Below are 14,172 nucleotides of genomic sequence, written 5' to 3' on the forward strand. Positions count from 1 at the left end.
ATTCACCGGATCATGTAGACCTTTTTCACGGTCTCGTGGACGGTGCACACGCCCTTCCAGTCCTTGCGGAAGAAGGCCGCCGTATCGGGTTTGATCTCGATCACTTCGCCGGACTCATGCACGTAGGTGCAGCGGCCTTCGAGGAAATGGCAGAACTCGTCGCTGGTGACATGGCAAAACCACTTGCCCGGCGTGCAGATCCACACACCGCATTCGGACTGGCCTTCGGGACCTTTGTGCAGCACCACGCCCGAGACACGGGACTCGCCTTCGAGCATGGTCGGGATCACGCCCCAGTCTTTGACTTCGGTGATGTCCAGCGGGTTGTACAGAAACGGGGTGGTCATAAATCTTCTCCAATAAAAAAAGGGTTAACGCCTGGCAACTGTAGGAGCGAGCTTGCTCGCTCCTACAGAGGTCACAGGCTCAGGCCAGCATGTAGACGTTGCGCAGGGTTTCCCGAACGTGGCATTCGCCGGTCCAGCCGGCCGGGAACAGCACCAGGGTGTTGGGGCGAACCTCGATCACTTCGCCACTGTCGTGGCGGTACGTGGCCGCGCCCGCGATGAAATGGCACAGCTCGTCACGGGGAATCGCCAGCCGCCAGCGACCCGGCGTGCAGACCCACAGCCCGGTTTCCGGGCTGTTGTTCGGGCCCTTGAACAGCAGGCGGCCGCTGGAATGCGAGACACCTTCGACGGCGTCACTCTGCACGCCCCAGTCCACCAGGTCGGTGCGAGTGCTGACGGCTTCGAGGTACGGCGTGAATCCCGCCGTGGTGGATGAATCAGGCATCGTTAAGCACCTTGTCGAGAATCGCGGCCGCGTCGGCCGGCCCCTTGCGTGATTGCATCTGTGCGCTGGTGCGCTGCAGGCGTTGGCGCATGGCCTCGTCGTTGAGGCACGCGACGAGTTTTTCCGCCAATTGCGCTTCGGTCCACTGGTAACGGTCGAGCTTGAAGCCGTGGCCGCTTTCCTCGGCGCGCATGGCGTTGTCGTGGCCGTCCCAGACGTACGACATGACGATCGCCGGTTTGCCGAAAAACAGGCACTCGGTGAAGCTGTTGTTGCCGCCGTGGTGGATCACCGCATCGACCTGGGCAATCACCGAAGGCTGCGGGAACCAGTTGGAGATCTGCACGTTGTCCGGCAGGTCCGGGTACTCATCGAGGTGCTCGCCGACATTGAACAGTGCGCGATACGGCAGCTGGCCCACGGCGGTAATCAAGCGTTTGAGCAAGTCGACATCACCGGAACCGAGGCTGCCGAAACTGACGTAGAGCAACGGCTTGTCGTTGTGGGCGCGGAACGTTGGAATTTCATAGTGAGTGTCGTGCCGCACACAGCCTTGCAGGTAATGGAAACGCTCGGCCGGCAGCGGATGGCGACGCTCGAACTTGACCGCGTCCGGGTACAGCAGCAGGTTCATGTAAGGCGAGGCTTCGAAGAAGGTCCCCAGCGGATAGGGCTGCTCGCCGTGGGCTTGCAGGAACTGGTTGAAGTCGTCGTGGATCGGCCCGACCACCTCTTCGAAACGCTGGCGAAATTGTGCATGCCCGGCCTTGTCGTCGATGCTCATGCCCGACAGGTGCGGCGGGATATCCGGGTCTTCGATCTCGTTCTCCGAGCAGGAAATGATCCGCACCCACGGCTTGCCGTATTGTTTGATCGCCGGAAACAGGATCACGTTGTCGACGCAGATCAAGTCGGGTTTGACCTTGTCCAGCACCGCCGGCAGGTCCTTTTGCGCCCACTTGGCGGTCTCGACGATGGCGGCCCAGCACTCCTTCACGTAGTTGTCGATCTGCTCCAGCGGCGACTTGCGGAAGTTGGGAATGTGGCCGTTGATGAAGTCGACCCAGTAACGCGCCATGTCCTCGGGGGGCATCGGTGCCGACATGTTGACCATGTGTTCTTCAAACCCGTAGCCGGCGTACACGCCGCTCATTCCGGGGTCGGTGAGAAACACCGCCTTGTGGCCCAGGGCTTCGCAGGCCTGGGCGATACCGACCGAGTTCAGCGCCGGGCCATAAGCGGCTTCCGGAAAGAAGGCGATCACTTTCTGTTTCATCGAGAGATACTCCTGCCTGGTCTTTTTATTGTTCAGCGCGTCAACACACGGGCATGGCGAGGCTGCCAGCCCAAGCGGATGGTCGTACCGATTGCGAAACGGGCGAATTCAAATTGCGAGGACGGCACGCGAACGATCAGGGCCTTGTCGCTGAGGCCCGTCTGCACATGCACATTGGTGTCGAGGCCGTGGTAAGCGATTTCGACGATCTTGCCGCTGACCTGGTTGGCGCAGGTGCCGGCCTCTTCGGTCAACACTTGCAAACGTTCCGGGCGCACCACCAGGGCCACCGATTGACCGGGCACCAGCGGTACGTCGGTCTCGACCACCAGCTCCTGGCCGTTGACCCGCACCGAACGCTCGCCCGAACGCACGCCTTCAAACAGGTTGCTGACGCCGATGAAGTTGGCGACGAATCGGCTGTTGGGGTTCTCGTAGAGTTCGCTCGGGCTGCCGCACTGGCAGACCTTGCCGCCGTCGAGCACCGCCATGCGATCGGACATCACCAGCGCTTCTTCCTGGTCGTGGGTGACGATGATGAAGGTGATGCCGCTTTCGAGTTGCAGGCGCTTGAGCTCCAGCTGCATTTTCTCCCGCAGCTTTTTATCCAGCGCGCCCAGTGGCTCATCGAGCAGCAATACCCGCGGACGCTTGACCAGCGCCCGTGCCAGGGCGACCCGTTGACGCTGGCCACCGGACAGCTGATCGGGCTTGCGCTCGGCCAGCTCCCCGAGTTGCGCGGTGCCCAGCACTTCGTCGACCCGGCGGCGGATTTCCGCTTCCGGCAGACGTTCCATTTCCAGGCCGTAGGCAATGTTCTTGCGCACGGTCATGTTGGGAAACAGCGCATAGGACTGGAACATCAAATTCAACGGACGCTTGTTGGCCGGCAGCGGCGAGATGTCCTTGCCGTCCAGGTAAATGCAGCCACCGCTGGGCGTCTCGAAACCGGCGAGCATGCGCAGCAGCGTGGTCTTGCCGCAGCCGGACGGCCCGAGCAGGGCGAAGAACTCGTTCTCGCGGATGTTCAGCGATACCTCGTCGACGGCCAGGCCGTTGCCATAAGACTTGCTGACCTTGTCCAGGATCAGTACCGCAGATGAATTATTCATGGGTGCGAGGAGCCTTGTTGAGACGCTGCGAAGCCAGCAGCGCGGTGATGCTGACCAGCATCACCAGCGTCGCCAGGGCGTTGATTTCCGGGGTGACGCCAAAACGGATCATGGCGTAGATCTGCATCGGTAACGTGGTCGAGGCCTGGCCGGATCCCGAGTTGAAAAAGGCGATGATGAATTCGTCCACCGACAGGGTGAACGCGAGCAAACCACCGGCCAGCACACCGGGAAAAATCGCCGGCAACAGCACCCGGCGAAAGGTGGTGAACCAGCTCGCGCCGAGGTCGATCGAGGCTTCGAGAATCGAATAGTCGAAATGCTTGAGCCGGGTGCGCACCACGGCGCAGACGAAGGCGATGTTGAACACCGCGTGGCTGATGATGATCGAGTGCAGTCCCAGCCCGACCTTGAGCAGGTTGAAGAAGCTCAGCAGCGCGATGGCCAGGACGATGTCGGGGATGATCATCGGCGCCATCAACAAGGTGTCGACCACCTGCCCCTTGTCATCGCCCTTGCGACGCATCTCGATGCCCAGTGCCAGCAAGGTGCCGAGCACACAGGCAATGAAGGTCGCCGACAGCGCCACGATCAGGGTGTTGAGCGCCGCCGACAAAATCGCCGAGTTGTGCGCCAGCGCCGCATACCACTTCAGCGACACCCCGCCCCAGGCGGTGGGCAAGCCGGACTTGTTGAACGAGAGCAGGATCAACACCAGGATCGGCACATAGAGGAAGGCGTAGACCAGCCCCAGATGCGCATTGAGGACGCTGCCGCCAACGGAAGGTGATCGACTCATGGGCGGCCCCCTTCGGCACGACGGGCCACCAGTGCCTGGATGAACAACAGGACCAGCATGATTGCGATCAGGAAGAAGCTCAGCGCCGCGCCGAACGGCCAGTCCCGCGCGGTCAGGAACTGCGAGTAGATCAGGTTGCCGACCATCTGCACCTGCTTGCCGCCGAGCAAATCGGCGGTGATGAAATTGCCGATGCTGAGGACGAAGACAAACACCGCGCCGGCGGCAATGCCGGGCACGCTCAGGGGCAGGATGATCCGGCGAAAGGTCATCCAGCCCGAAGCACCGAGGTCTTTGGAGGCGTCCCAGAGTTCGTTGTTGATCCGCGACAGGGAAGAGAAAATCGCCAGGATCACAAACGGGATGTAGTTGTAGACCAGCCCCAGCACCACCGACGCTTCGGTGTACAGCAGGCTGATGGGTTCACCGCTGTAGCCGCACAGTTGCAGCAGGCGGTTGATCAGGCCTTCACGGTTGAGCAGGACGATCCAGGCGTAGGTGCGAATCAGGTAGTTGCTCCAGAACGGCAGCATCACCAGAAACAGGAATACCGCTTGCCGACGCCGTGGCGCACGGGCAATGGCGTAGGCCGCCGGGTAGCCGATCAGCACCGCGAAGACCGTTGCCAGACCGGCGATTTTTGCCGATTTGAGCAGGATGCTCAGGTACAGCGGATCAAATGCGCGCTGGTAGTTTTCCCAGGTGAACAACCAATCGATACCGCCATAAGCACCGCGTTCGACGAAGCTGTAGACCAGCACCAGCAAGCAAGGAATCACCAGAAAAGTCAGCAGCCAGCCGAAGCCGGGCGCAAGAAGCCAGGCCGACAGACGCCTGTCAGCATGCAAAGCACTCATTACCCATATCCTCCCGCCTCAGGACCGAGGCGGCTTGCGAGCGTGGCGAGGCATGCAGGACATGCCTCGGTTCGATGCGGCTTGCGTTGTGCGGGGCTTAGTTCTGTGCCGCCATGATTTCGGTGACGGCCCGGGTGTAGGCCTTCTGCGTGGTGCCGCCCAGGTCACGCAATTGCTCCATCTTCACCAGTTCGCTCGGAGCGATGGTCAGGTTGGGGTATTGCTTGAGCAGGTCAGCGGACAAACCGGCCATTGCGGCTTGGTTGGGGATTTTGTAGAGGATGTTTTCGGCGACCCAGACGTGGTTTTCCTTGGCCAGCATGAAGTTGACGAACTTGAACGCCTCGTCCTGATGCTTCGAGCTTTTCAGCACGACCATGGTGTCCACCCACAGGTCGGAACCCTCCTTGGGCACGACAAACTTGATCGCCGCGTTGGCCTGGGTGCCGTAGTTGCACCAGCCGTCCCAGGCGTGCGCCATCAACGATTCGCCGGAAGCGAGCTTGGAATAGAAGGTGGTGTCGTCAAAGGCGAGGATGCGTTTTTTGGTGGCGATCAGTTGATCGCGTACGGCGGCGATCTGGCCGGGGTCGCTGTCGTTGACCGACCAGCCCTTGGCGAGGAAACCGGCCCCGAGCATCCAGCGGTCGGTGGCCAGCATCGTGACCTTGCCCTTGAGCGCGTCGCTGGGGTTGAGCAGGTCGTTCCAGCTTTGCGGCGCCGGGGTCACCTTGTCGGCGCGATAGCAGATACCCGTCGTGCCCCAGGTGTAAGGCACCGAGAAATGGTTGCCGGGGTCGTATTCCAGGTGAGTGGCTTCGGGGTAAAGGTTTTTGAGATTGGGGACCTTGACCGGGTCGATGTCGGCCAGCAGGCCTTGCTTGTGCAGGACTTCGGCGAAGGGCGAGGAGACGAAGACCACGTCGTACCCTTCCCCGCCAGACGCCATGAGCTTGCCCATGATCTCTTCGTTGGTGGCGTGCAAGGCTTTGTCGACATCGACGCCACTGGCCGCCTTGAACTTGTCCAGCGCATCCGGGGCCATGTAGCCGTCCCAGATGGAAATCACCATGTCTTTCGCGCTTGCAGCCTGTGTAGCGATCGCCAGGGAAACGGCCAACCCCACGCACAGCACGTCTTTCAGCTTTCTCATGATACTCACCCGACGATTGTTTATTGTTTTTTCGAAGGCAGTACGGCAAAACGAGAAACGACTACATGTGTTTTTTTTTAGAAATTAGGACCAGCATCAAAAGATGTCAACGCTTTTTTTCTGCGCCTGACGATTGAGCGGCGCATGGCATAAGATGAGCGCCTGAGTCCGAAGCGACCGAACCGAGATAAAACGCTTGAGCACAACAGCCGAGAAAAAACCCCGTACCAACCACCTGGAACTGGCCCGCAGGATCCTGGAGCACACCCAGGAAACCGGGCTGGCGGCCGGTGACCCGGTGGCCGAGCAGGCACTGGCGCGCACCTTTCAGGTCTCGCGCACCCTGATTCGTGGCGCCCTCAAAGTGCTGCTGGAAGAAAACCTGCTGAGCCATGAAGCCGGCAAGGGCTATCGCCTGATCGCGCCCCCCGCCGGCCAGGCCTTCAACGCCGCCCTGCCCCAGGCCGAAGAAGAAGAGCTGGCCGCCTCGGTCCTGCGCGACCGCATGGCCGGGCGCCTGGGCGACAGCATCAGCATCAGCGAGTTGATGCGCCGGTACGACATCGGCCGGCCGGCGGCGCAGAAAGCCCTGCAGCAATTGACCGAGAGCCAGGCGATTGAACGCGGCCCCGGCCAGTCCTGGCTGTTTCGGCCCTCACTGAACAGCCTTGCCGCGCTGGAAGAAAGCCTAAAGTTCCGCCTGATTCTCGAGCCTGAAGCCCTGCTCAGCGGGCAGTTCAACGCCGATCCGCAACGCCTGGCCTTGCTGCGCAGCGCCATGCAAACCCTGCTTGCACGCCCGGTGGAAGACTTCGACATCCAGCAGTTCCGCGAGCTGGATATCAGCTTCCACGAACTGCTGGCCCAGAGCTGCGGCAACCGTTTCATCGGCGACGCCCTGCTCCAGCACCAGAGCCTGCGACGCCTGCCGAACCTGCTGCCATCGGTCAGCGTGCACCGCTTGCAGGAAGCCTTGCGCGAGCACCTGCAAATCATCGCGCACATCGAGCGCGGGCAAATGGAGATCGCCGCCGACCTGCTGCGCCTGCACCTGCGCCTGAGCGCCGCGCAACGCCCGCAAACCGCCAACCGTGGCATCCCGCAGAGCCACCCGTTCGGGCGCCGTTGAAGCGCCTCAAAAAACTTGATGATTTTTTTTATAAAATAAGACAGCATCAAATCATCTTCAGAAACGGCGGGACTTTCCCGCCTTGGATCTGGCGGCGCCATGCACACACAAAAATTAATCGCCCTGTTTCCAGAAGCCAGTTTCGGCGCAGCCTTGAACTGCATTGGTATCGCCCAATCGCTGCGCGAGCTGGGCGCCAAACCGGTGTTCATTTGCCACGAGCATTTCCGGGGACTCTTCGCCGAATACGGTTTCGACGAGTACCCGATCCCGCAAGCCAGCCCATTGTCGGCGGCGGAGCACCAGCACTATTGGGAGCGCTTCATCGAGCGCAACATTCCCTACTTCGACCAGACCCCGCTGGAACAGATCGACAGCTACGTGGCACCGGCCTGGGACGCGATCATCGACACCGCGATCGAAGCGGAAAAACCCTTGCAGCAATTGCTCGGCCGGCTGAAACCGGATGTGATCGTCCTCGATAACGTGGTCATGTTTCCGGCCATCGCCAACGCCGGCTGCCCCTGGGTGCGGATGGTCTCCTGCGCGGAAACCGAACTCCCCGACGCCGCCGTGCCGCCCTACCTGTCCGGTTGCCTGGCCAGTGATGTCGAAGGCCGCGAGCGCTTCACCGAGCATTACCTGAAAGCCGTCGCACCGGCCCATGAGCGCTTTTCGCAGTTTCTCGCCAGCAACGGCACGCCACCCTGCCCGCCCGGCCAGTTCCTCGTCGACTCGCCGTGGCTCAACCTGCTGCTGTCGCCGACGCCGGTGCGCTACGAACGCCAGCAACCTCTGGACCCGCAACGCTACGTCTACCTCGACGGTTGCGTGCGCCGCGAAGCGCCCTACATCGTTCCTGACTTTCCGCGGCACAACGAAGCGCCGCTGATCTACATCAGCTTCGGCAGCCTCGGTGCTGCCGACACCGAGATGATGAAACGACTGATCGGCACGGTCGAAACCCTGCCCTATCGCTTTCTGATCAACGTCGGCGCCTACCGCGACATGTACACCACCGTGCCGGACAACGTGTACCTCGACAGCTGGTTTGCCCAACCGGCGGTGCTCAAGGAATGCGAGCTGTTCATTCATCACGGCGGCAACAACAGTTTCTGCGAAGCGCTGTACTTCGGCTTGCCGTCACTGATCATCCCTTACTGCTGGGACGGCCACGACAACGCCGCGCGCGCCGAGGAAGTCGGCGTCGGCCGCTACCTGCCACGCTTCGCCGATCCGCTGGCGGCACTGCCCGCCGCCCTCGAACAGTTGCTGGCCGACCACGAGATGAAACAGCGCCTCAAGGCGTTCAGCGAGCGCATGCAGGCGATTCGCGGCACCGACCTTGCGGCACGGGCGATTCTGGCGTTGCCCGACAGCTGACCGACCATTGCCCCCCCCCACAACGCCGGAGTTGCTGAATGAAGTCCCCACCGCACCACGACTCGCTCGACAACGTACAAGCCCACCCGTTCTGGCAGGACACCGTCGCACAAGCGCCAAGCGCATCGCCACTGGCGGGCAGCCTGCAATGCGACCTGGCCGTTGTCGGCGGCGGCTTCACCGGGTTGTGGACGGCGCTGTTGGCTCGTCAACGCTGGCCAACCCTGAACATCGCGATCATCGAAGCACGGCACTGCGGCGGTGAAGCCAGCGGACGCAACGGCGGTTTCTGCGCGCCGAGCATCTCCCATGGCGTTTCCAATGCACTGAAACGCTGGCCCCAGGAAGCCGAGCGACTGATCCGCCTGGGACGGCAGAACCTCGACGAGTTGGCGGCCGACCTGCAGCACTTCGGCATGCAGGTCGAGTTCGAGCGCGAAGGCAAGTTGAACCTGGCGAGCCAACCCTGGCAGGTCGAGGGTTTGCGCTCGATGCAACGCAACTACGCCCGGTTCGGCATTGAGTGCGAATGGCTTGAAGGCCGCGCACTGGCACAGCGCCTGGACTCACCGCTGTACGGTGCCGGGGTGTTCGAACCGAACTACGCGCTGCTCAACCCGGCGAAGATGGCCGCCGAGTTGCGCCGGGTCTGCCTCAAGCAGGGCATTCGGTTGTTCGAGCAAAGCCCGGTGCTGGAGCTTCAGAACACCGGCGACCGTCTGCGCTTGCGCACGGCGAACGGCAGGATGGAAGCCGGGCAAATCGCCCTCGCGACCAACATCGCCCCGCCGCTGCTCGGACACCTGGCCTCCAGCGTGATCCCGGTATATGACTACAGCCTGGTCAGCGAGCCGCTGAGCGATGAGCAACTGCAGGCCATCGGCTGGACCGGCCGCTACGGCATCGCCGATTCGGGCAACCAGTTCCATTACCTGCGCAAGACCGCCGACAACCGCATACTCTGGGCCGGCTACGACGCCATCTATCACTTCGGTGGCCGCCGCGATGAAGCGCTGACGCAACGACCGGCGAGCTTCAAGCGCCTCGCCGAGCAGTTCCACCAGGCGTTCCCGCCGTTGCGCGACGTGCGCTTCAGCCATGCCTGGGGCGGCATCATCGACACTTCTGCGCGCACCACGATGTTCACCGGCTGTGACCTGCAGGGTCGCGTGGCCTACGCCCTCGGCTTCACCGGACAAGGCGTGTCGGCCAGCCGTTTTGCCGCGCTGAACATGCTCGACCTGTTGGCCGGCGAAGCCACCGAACGAACAGAACTGATGATGACCTCCAGGGCGCCCTTCCGTTTTCCGCCAGAGCCACTGCGCTACGCCGGGGTGAAGCTGGCGCAGCGCTCGCTGGCCCGGGAAGACCGCGATGGTCATCGCGACCTGTTGCTCAAAACCTTCGATGCCTTTGGTATCGGCTTCGATTCCTGAACCGGAGAACCGCATGTCCAGCGCCCTGCCCCAGCACGTGATCAACTTCGCCAACCCGCAGCTGATCGCCAAAGAGCTCGAAGTCAATGACCCGGCCATTGTCGATGCGCCCTATCGCAGCAGCAGCTGGCGCCATTTCGTGGCCCCGCAGAAAAACGCCGTGGCCGGCATCTGGGAAGCCGGCCCGCATCTGGAACGCTGCCAATGCGATTACGACGAGCTGTGCCATATCCTTGAAGGCACCGTACGCCTGACCGACGCGCAGGGTGTCAGTTGCACTTTTGGCCCCGGTTCTTCGTTCGTGGTTGCCGCCGGATTTCAAGGCACCTGGGAAAACCTCACGGCGGTGCGCAAGGTGTATTTCATACTGGGATGAGCACCCGGCCGGTGCTACCGGGCGCTACTCGGCCACCGCGACCTGGTTGCGCCCACGGGCCTTGGCGCGGTACAGCGCTTTATCGGCGTTGCACATCAAACTGTGCAAATCATTGTCGCCAGGCACCATGACCGCCACACCGACACTGGCCGTTATGCAGTGAACCGGGCCGGTCATCAGCCCGGAAATGGACTGGATGAGGTCCTCGGCAATGCCCTGGGCAGTCTCGATGGAGGTATTGGGCAGCAACACCGCGAATTCCTCCCCGCCCAGTCGACCGTGGATGTCGCCCTCGCGAAAGGACTGGCCGATCACCACACCCATTTGTCGCAGGACCTGATCGCCGATCTGGTGCCCGTAGGTGTCGTTGATGTGTTTGAAGTGATCCATGTCCAGCATGACCGCACACAGCGGCAACTGGTAATTTCGGCAATGACTATAGACCTGCTGGGCATGCTGGAAAAAAGCCCGCCGGTTTTTCAGGCCGGTGAGCTCATCGGTTTGTGCCGCGCGCGTGGAAATGCTGTGTGCCAGCTCCATTTCGCGGGTTAGCCGAAAGGCCGTTTCCACCGCATTGGCCAGGCTGCTGGTGGCCCTGAACACGAATGAAGCGAACACCAGGACCGCCACGGCCATCCCGATTTGCAGGGTTGACGGCTGGAACAGCAGCCACAGGGTGCAAGGCAACAGCACCAGGGAAATCGACACCACCGTCATGTAGCGGTAGGCCGAGTAACAGGACACCGCACTGACGGACATGCCGACGGTAAACAACATGACCAGCGCCTGGGCCAACAGGTCGTCCCTGGGCATGACCGCCAACGCTCCAGCACCCCAGATGCCAGCGGACAACACCAGCGTCAGCCAATACTTGAGTTCCCAGCGCTGCGGCGTGCGCAGCGCTGCCGGGCTGTGGAAATACACCACGAACATCAGAATGCGTATCAAGGTCGCCCCCGTCAGCAGGGCTATCCACCAGAAAACCACGTTGTGATCAAAACGATCCCAACACAGCCAGCTCAACATGATCACGGCCAGAAAACTGCCGAAAACCGCTGAAACCGATTGGCGAAACAACTGATTCAATCGATCCATGTGCACCTGCTGTGCAATGTAACGATCCTGCTCGTGCCGAAAACCAAGGCCGTCCATTCAATCCGCCTGATCGTGATGCCGTAACGAACAGCTATTGTGGCACATTGCCAAGCAACGCCTGCAACACTCTGTGCAGGGCTAAGAGATTGCGCCTATCACCTGCCAATACTGCGACTATTAGCTGACTTGCCAATGGGCGACTAGCATTAGCTTCTGCCGGTGCACTCTGGCCGGCCGAGACCTGATATCGAGACAAGAATGAGTCAGAAACCGACCAGGCGTACCGTGGGTGATCTGTCGACACATCGATTGCCACTGTCATGAATGCCCGCGCAACCCCGACGATCCGTTGATCGACCTGCCGGGCCCGCCGCCTGAGTCTTTAATTTCACTTGCCGTTTTCCCGCCCGCACCGGGCCGGATGGCGACATGGACACGACCGAGGGTAGCGCACACATGGCAACTGAATCGAAATGCCCGTTCAATCATGTCGCCGGCGGTGGCACCACGAACCGCGACTGGTGGCCCAACCAACTGAACCTGAGGATCCTGCACCAGCACTCGCCCCTGTCCGACCCCATGGGTGAGGGTTTCAACTATGCCGAAGCCTTCAAGACCCTGGACTTCGCGGCGGTCAAGAATGACCTGAACGCACTGATGACGGACTCGCAAGACTGGTGGCCGGCAGACTTCGGCCACTATGGCCCGCTGTTCATTCGCATGGCCTGGCACGCCGCCGGTACTTACCGTACCGGTGACGGCCGTGGCGGTGCCGGCTCCGGCCAGCAACGCTTTGCCCCGCTCAACAGCTGGCCGGACAACGTCAGCCTGGACAAGGCTCGCCGACTGCTCTGGCCGATCAAGCAAAAATATGGCCGCAATATTTCCTGGGCCGACCTGATCGTGCTCACGGGCAACGTCGCCCTGGAATCCATGGGCTTCAAGACCTTCGGTTTTTCCGGCGGCCGCGCGGACGTCTGGGAACCGGATGAGGACGTCTACTGGGGCTCGGAAAACAAATGGCTGGGGGGCGACACGCGCTACGGCAAAGAAGACAGCAAACCCGTGCAGGCGCCCGGTGATGTGCCGCTCGTCGCCGAGCCAGGGAAAAACGAGGACAGCCGTACTGCGCAAGGTCGCAACCTGGAAAACCCCCTCGCCGCCGTGCAAATGGGCCTGATCTACGTCAACCCGGAAGGCCCGGAAGGCGAACCGGACCCGGTGGCTTCAGCGCTGGATATCCGCGAAACCTTCGGCCGCATGGCCATGAATGACGAAGAGACCGTGGCGCTGATCGCGGGTGGCCACGCCTTCGGCAAGACCCACGGCGCCGGCCCTGCCGACAATGTCGGGCCAGAGCCCGAAGCGGCCGGCCTGGAACAACAGGGCCTGGGCTGGAAAAACAGCTTCGGCACCGGCAAAGGGCCCGACACCATCACCAGCGGCCTGGAAGTGACCTGGACCACCACCCCGACCAAATGGAGCAACAACTACCTGGAAAACCTGTTCGGCTTCGAGTGGGAACTGACCAAGAGCCCGGCCGGCGCGCACCAGTGGAAACCGAAAAACGGCGCGGGCGCCGGCATCATTCCCGATGCCCATGACCCGTCCAAACGCCGTGATCCGACCATGCTCACCTCGGACCTGGCCCTGCGCTTCGATCCGATCTACGAACCGATTGCCCGACGCTTCCTGGCCAATCCCGACCAGTTGGCCGACGCCTTCGCCCGCGCCTGGTTCAAGCTGATCCACCGCGACATGGGGCCGCTTTCGCGCTATCTCGGCCCGGAAATGCCTGACGAAGAGCTGCTCTGGCAAGACCCGATCCCAGCCCTCGACCATGAATTGATCAACGACAGCGACATCGCCACGCTCAAGAGCAAGGTGCTGGCTTCGGGCCTGACGGTTTCAGAGCTGGTCTCCACGGCCTGGGCGGCGGCTTCCACCTTCCGCGGCTCTGACAAACGCGGCGGTGCCAACGGCGGGCGTCTGCGTCTGGCGCCACAGAAGTCCTGGCAGGCCAATCAGCCGGAACAACTGGCGAAGGTGCTGGCAAAACTCGAGAGCATCCAGAACGAGTTCAATACCGGTGGCAAGAAAGTGTCGCTGGCCGACCTGATCGTGCTGGCCGGCGGTGCCGGTGTCGAACAAGCCGCGCGAACCGCCGGGCACAACGTCACGGTGCCTTTCCGGCCGGGACGCATGGACGCCAGCCAGGAACAGACCGATGTCGAGTCGTTCGGCTTTCTCGAACCCATCGCCGACGGTTTCCGTAACTACCTCAAGACCCGTTACCGCGTACCGGCCGAGCAGTTGCTGATCGACAAGGCGCAACTGCTGACCCTCACCGCACCGGAAATGACCGCGCTGATCGGTGGCCTGCGCGTGCTCGACACCAACGTCGGAAAAACCGCCCATGGCGTCTTCACCACGCGGCCGGGAGCGCTGACCAACGACTTCTTCACCCACCTGCTGGACATGGGGGTGGAATGGAAACCGGTCTCGGAGGCCAATGAAGAGTTTGAAGGTCGCGACCGCAAGACCGGCCAGCCAAAATGGACCGCCACTCGCGTCGATCTGGTGTTCGGTTCCAACGCGCAATTGCGGGCACTGGCGGAGGTCTATGCAACCGCCGGGGCGCAAGAGAAGTTCGTCCACGACTTCGTGGCGGCGTGGACCAAGGTGATGAACCTGGATCGCTTCGACCTGAAGTGAAACGCGGGTCACTGATGGGTCGCTTCGGCCATGGATGAGCCGCAGT

The 14,172-nt window shown here is 61.8% G+C and carries 13 protein-coding genes; 5 read left to right on the forward strand and 8 right to left on the reverse strand.

Features of this window, described 5'->3' with window-relative positions; translation table 11 throughout:
• Positions 1–2: 2 nt before the first annotated feature.
• The 7 genes from JQF37_RS15385 to JQF37_RS15415 all read right to left on the reverse strand — a co-directional run bounded on the left by JQF37_RS15385 (position 3) and on the right by JQF37_RS15415 (position 5,992).
• Positions 3–347 carry a cupin domain-containing protein gene (locus JQF37_RS15385; protein WP_130207079.1) on the reverse strand — a complete coding sequence of 115 codons (345 nt, stop codon included), beginning with the start codon at positions 345–347 and terminating at the stop codon, positions 3–5.
• A gap of 79 nt (positions 348–426) precedes the next feature.
• Positions 427–795: a cupin domain-containing protein gene (locus tag JQF37_RS15390; protein ID WP_130207077.1), complete on the reverse strand. Its 369-nt coding sequence runs from the start codon at positions 793–795 to the stop codon at positions 427–429.
• The gene (locus JQF37_RS15395) at positions 788–2,071 is read right to left on the reverse strand and encodes a glycosyltransferase (RefSeq protein WP_130207075.1); all 1,284 of its coding nucleotides are present in this window, start codon (positions 2,069–2,071) and stop codon (positions 788–790) included. The genes JQF37_RS15390 and JQF37_RS15395 overlap by 8 nt, the downstream gene beginning before the upstream one ends.
• A gap of 32 nt (positions 2,072–2,103) precedes the next feature.
• Entirely contained in the window at positions 2,104–3,183 is a 1,080-nt protein-coding gene (locus JQF37_RS15400; protein WP_130207073.1) for an ABC transporter ATP-binding protein, read from the reverse strand.
• Positions 3,176–3,982 carry an ABC transporter permease gene (locus JQF37_RS15405; protein WP_047530223.1) on the reverse strand — a complete coding sequence of 269 codons (807 nt, stop codon included), beginning with the start codon at positions 3,980–3,982 and terminating at the stop codon, positions 3,176–3,178. The genes JQF37_RS15400 and JQF37_RS15405 overlap by 8 nt, the downstream gene beginning before the upstream one ends.
• Positions 3,979–4,839: an ABC transporter permease gene (locus tag JQF37_RS15410; protein ID WP_052193571.1), complete on the reverse strand. Its 861-nt coding sequence runs from the start codon at positions 4,837–4,839 to the stop codon at positions 3,979–3,981. The genes JQF37_RS15405 and JQF37_RS15410 overlap by 4 nt, the downstream gene beginning before the upstream one ends.
• Before the next feature lie 97 nt (positions 4,840–4,936).
• On the reverse strand, positions 4,937–5,992 hold the full coding sequence (locus JQF37_RS15415) for a spermidine/putrescine ABC transporter substrate-binding protein (RefSeq protein ID WP_130207071.1): 1,056 nt from the start codon (positions 5,990–5,992) through the stop codon (positions 4,937–4,939).
• Positions 5,993–6,188: 196 nt separating this feature from the next.
• On the opposite strand from JQF37_RS15415, the gene JQF37_RS15420 reads away from it, so the two are divergent.
• The 4 genes from JQF37_RS15420 to JQF37_RS15435 all read left to right on the forward strand — a co-directional run bounded on the left by JQF37_RS15420 (position 6,189) and on the right by JQF37_RS15435 (position 10,316).
• Positions 6,189–7,121, forward strand: coding sequence for a GntR family transcriptional regulator (locus tag JQF37_RS15420; RefSeq protein WP_130207069.1), 933 nt, complete (start codon positions 6,189–6,191; stop codon positions 7,119–7,121).
• A 99-nt stretch (positions 7,122–7,220) separates the two neighbouring features.
• A complete protein-coding gene (locus JQF37_RS15425) occupies positions 7,221–8,504 on the forward strand; it encodes a glycosyltransferase (protein WP_130207067.1) in 1,284 nt (427 codons plus the stop codon).
• A 38-nt stretch (positions 8,505–8,542) separates the two neighbouring features.
• On the forward strand, positions 8,543–9,940 hold the full coding sequence (locus JQF37_RS15430; RefSeq protein WP_130207065.1) for an FAD-dependent oxidoreductase: 1,398 nt from the start codon (positions 8,543–8,545) through the stop codon (positions 9,938–9,940).
• Positions 9,941–9,953: 13 nt separating this feature from the next.
• Positions 9,954–10,316, forward strand: a complete 363-nt coding sequence (locus tag JQF37_RS15435) for a cupin domain-containing protein (RefSeq protein ID WP_130207063.1) — start codon at positions 9,954–9,956, stop codon at positions 10,314–10,316.
• Positions 10,317–10,340: 24 nt separating this feature from the next.
• On the opposite strand, the gene JQF37_RS15440 is transcribed toward JQF37_RS15435, so the two are convergent.
• Positions 10,341–11,468 carry a diguanylate cyclase gene (locus JQF37_RS15440; protein WP_130207061.1) on the reverse strand — a complete coding sequence of 376 codons (1,128 nt, stop codon included), beginning with the start codon at positions 11,466–11,468 and terminating at the stop codon, positions 10,341–10,343.
• A gap of 399 nt (positions 11,469–11,867) precedes the next feature.
• On the opposite strand from JQF37_RS15440, the gene katG reads away from it, so the two are divergent.
• On the forward strand, positions 11,868–14,126 hold the full coding sequence (katG, locus tag JQF37_RS15445) for a catalase/peroxidase HPI (RefSeq protein ID WP_130207261.1): 2,259 nt from the start codon (positions 11,868–11,870) through the stop codon (positions 14,124–14,126).
• Positions 14,127–14,172 lie beyond the last annotated feature (46 nt).

Source organism: Pseudomonas sp. MIL9 (genome assembly GCF_016887925.1).
In the GTDB taxonomy this organism is placed as follows: Bacteria; Pseudomonadota; Gammaproteobacteria; order Pseudomonadales; family Pseudomonadaceae; genus Aquipseudomonas; species Aquipseudomonas mohnii.

Bases quoted from the DNA above. Each gene is read 5' to 3' on its own strand.
- JQF37_RS15385 (WP_130207079.1), bottom strand. From the start codon at position 347: ATGACCACCCCGTTTCTGTACAACCCGCTGGACATCACCGAAGTCAAA.
- JQF37_RS15390 (WP_130207077.1), bottom strand. From the start codon at position 795: ATGCCTGATTCATCCACCACGGCGGGATTCACGCCGTACCTCGAAGCC.
- JQF37_RS15395 (WP_130207075.1), bottom strand. From the start codon at position 2,071: ATGAAACAGAAAGTGATCGCCTTCTTTCCGGAAGCCGCTTATGGCCCG.
- JQF37_RS15400 (WP_130207073.1), bottom strand. From the start codon at position 3,183: ATGAATAATTCATCTGCGGTACTGATCCTGGACAAGGTCAGCAAGTCT.
- JQF37_RS15405 (WP_047530223.1), bottom strand. From the start codon at position 3,982: ATGAGTCGATCACCTTCCGTTGGCGGCAGCGTCCTCAATGCGCATCTG.
- JQF37_RS15410 (WP_052193571.1), bottom strand. From the start codon at position 4,839: ATGAGTGCTTTGCATGCTGACAGGCGTCTGTCGGCCTGGCTTCTTGCG.
- JQF37_RS15415 (WP_130207071.1), bottom strand. From the start codon at position 5,992: ATGAGAAAGCTGAAAGACGTGCTGTGCGTGGGGTTGGCCGTTTCCCTG.
- JQF37_RS15425 (WP_130207067.1), top strand. From the start codon at position 7,221: ATGCACACACAAAAATTAATCGCCCTGTTTCCAGAAGCCAGTTTCGGC.
- JQF37_RS15430 (WP_130207065.1), top strand. From the start codon at position 8,543: ATGAAGTCCCCACCGCACCACGACTCGCTCGACAACGTACAAGCCCAC.
- JQF37_RS15435 (WP_130207063.1), top strand. From the start codon at position 9,954: ATGTCCAGCGCCCTGCCCCAGCACGTGATCAACTTCGCCAACCCGCAG.
- JQF37_RS15440 (WP_130207061.1), bottom strand. From the start codon at position 11,468: ATGGACGGCCTTGGTTTTCGGCACGAGCAGGATCGTTACATTGCACAG.
- katG (WP_130207261.1), top strand. From the start codon at position 11,868: ATGGCAACTGAATCGAAATGCCCGTTCAATCATGTCGCCGGCGGTGGC.